This window comes from Bartonella sp. AA1HLJMS (assembly GCF_042197445.1).
In the GTDB taxonomy this organism is placed as follows: domain Bacteria; phylum Pseudomonadota; class Alphaproteobacteria; order Rhizobiales; family Rhizobiaceae; genus Bartonella.
Genome location: NZ_JBHIRW010000148.1, coordinates 1 through 1773, shown reverse-complemented (window position 1 = coordinate 1773; position 1773 = coordinate 1). Strand labels below are relative to the sequence as shown.

At 46.8% G+C, this 1773-nt stretch carries 2 protein-coding genes; both read left to right on the top strand.

The window, feature by feature from the left end; genetic code table 11:
- Positions 1-47: 47 nt before the first annotated feature.
- Positions 48-380: a hypothetical protein gene (locus ACFIQE_RS10070; protein WP_273791598.1), complete on the top strand. Its 333-nt coding sequence runs from the start codon at positions 48-50 to the stop codon at positions 378-380.
- On the top strand, positions 361-1689 hold the full coding sequence (locus tag ACFIQE_RS10065) for a PBSX family phage terminase large subunit (RefSeq protein WP_375707667.1): 1329 nt from the start codon (positions 361-363) through the stop codon (positions 1687-1689). Before ACFIQE_RS10070 ends, ACFIQE_RS10065 begins: the two co-directional genes overlap by 20 nt.
- Positions 1690-1773 lie beyond the last annotated feature (84 nt).

Sequence of the window (1773 nt, the reverse complement as noted above, 5' to 3'; positions counted from 1 at the left end):
GAATCCCCGCAAATGCGGGGTTTTTTATTATCTGGAGGGCGTATTTTATGACATCAGAAAATACACAGCAGGCTCCACAACCCATTAAAAAGCGTATACCCCCAAAGGCAGGTCAAGGGCGTGTCAAAGGCGTTCCGAATAAGATGACGCGCATTTTAAAAGAAGCAGTGGTTAAGGCTGCTGAGAATGCTGGGAATAAAATTGGCAAGGATGGTTTGATTTCTTATTTGGAAAAACAGGCTATGGAATGCCCCGCTGCTTATTTAGCGTTGCTTGGTAAGGTGTTGCCTTTACAGGTAACAGGTGAAGATGGGGGAGCCATTAAGGTGATAACGCGTGTAGAAATCGCGCCTTTGGTCAATGACAACACGACAGATTAGTATTGTACCAAAACTCATTCCTATTTTTGCAGGGGACGCTTTGGTACGGGCGGCTTGGGGTGGACGAGGGTCTGGAAAGACAAGATCATTTGCATTGATGGCTGCTTTAAAAGGCTATCAATTTGGTATGCAGGGGATATCGGGGACCATTCTTTGTGCACGTCAGTTTCAGAACTCGCTAGCAGAAAGTTCATTGGAGGAGATTAAGCGCGCCATTGAAGCGCACGACTTTTTAAAGGACTATTACAAGGTTGGGGAATCTTCGATTAAGTCGATAGATGGTCGCGTAGCCTTTCAGTTTTCTGGTCTTGACCGTAATATTGCGAGCATTAAATCGATGGGGCGCATTTTGCTTTGTTGGGTTGATGAAGCAGAGCCGGTAACAGAGACGGCTTGGCAAACGCTTATACCGACTTTGCGAGAAGAAGGAGAGGGATGGCGGGCAGAATTATGGGTGACATGGAACCCGTTGCGAGAGAATGCCCCCGTTGAGAAGCGGTTTCGCTTTTCAGACAATGAGGCAATCAAGCGTGTGGAGATTAACTGGTCAGACAATCCGAAGTTTCCCAAGATCTTGAATGAAGCGCGGCTTGATGATCTGAGAAACCGCCCAGAGACCTATAAGCATATCTGGGAAGGGGCTTATCTTACAGCGGTTCAAGGCGCTTATTATCAAAAGGAAATGTTGGCAGCCGAGCAAGAGGGGCGGATAGGGCGTGTTGCTCGTGATCCTTTAATGCAGATACGCGCCTTTTGGGATATTGGGGGGACAGGCGCCAAGGCAGATGCCACGGCGATATGGATAGCGCAATTTGTTGGTAGAGAGATCAGAGTGCTTAATTATTACGAAGCACAGGGACAGCCGTTATCGGAACATATCGGTTGGTTGCGTCAAAATGGTTATGAGAAGGCATTGATGGTTCTCCCCCATGACGGTGCGACCAGAGACCGTGTGCACAATGTGAGTTTTGAGAGCGCTCTTAAACAGGCAGGCTTTCAAACAAAAGTTATCCCTAATCAGGGAGCAGGGGCTGTTAAGATACGTATAGAAACAGTCCGTCGTGTTTTGCCTTCTGTTTGGTTTAATGAGAAGACGACAGTAGCAGGACGTAAGGCACTGAACTGGTATCACGAGAAATGGGATGAGAAGCGTAATATTGGCTTGGGAGCAGAGCATGATTGGTCCAGTCATGGGGCAGATGCCTTTGGACTGATGTGTATTTCATACAAACCACCAAAAGAAATACAAAAGCGACCAGCTTATAGCGGCAGAATGGAATATGAGAGTACCTCATGGATGGCAGAATGATGCATGATGATGAACGTTTAGAAAAAGACAGCAATGTATCTGATCTCTCTCATGAAGGTTTGTTTCGTAAGCTTGTGAGCTGGT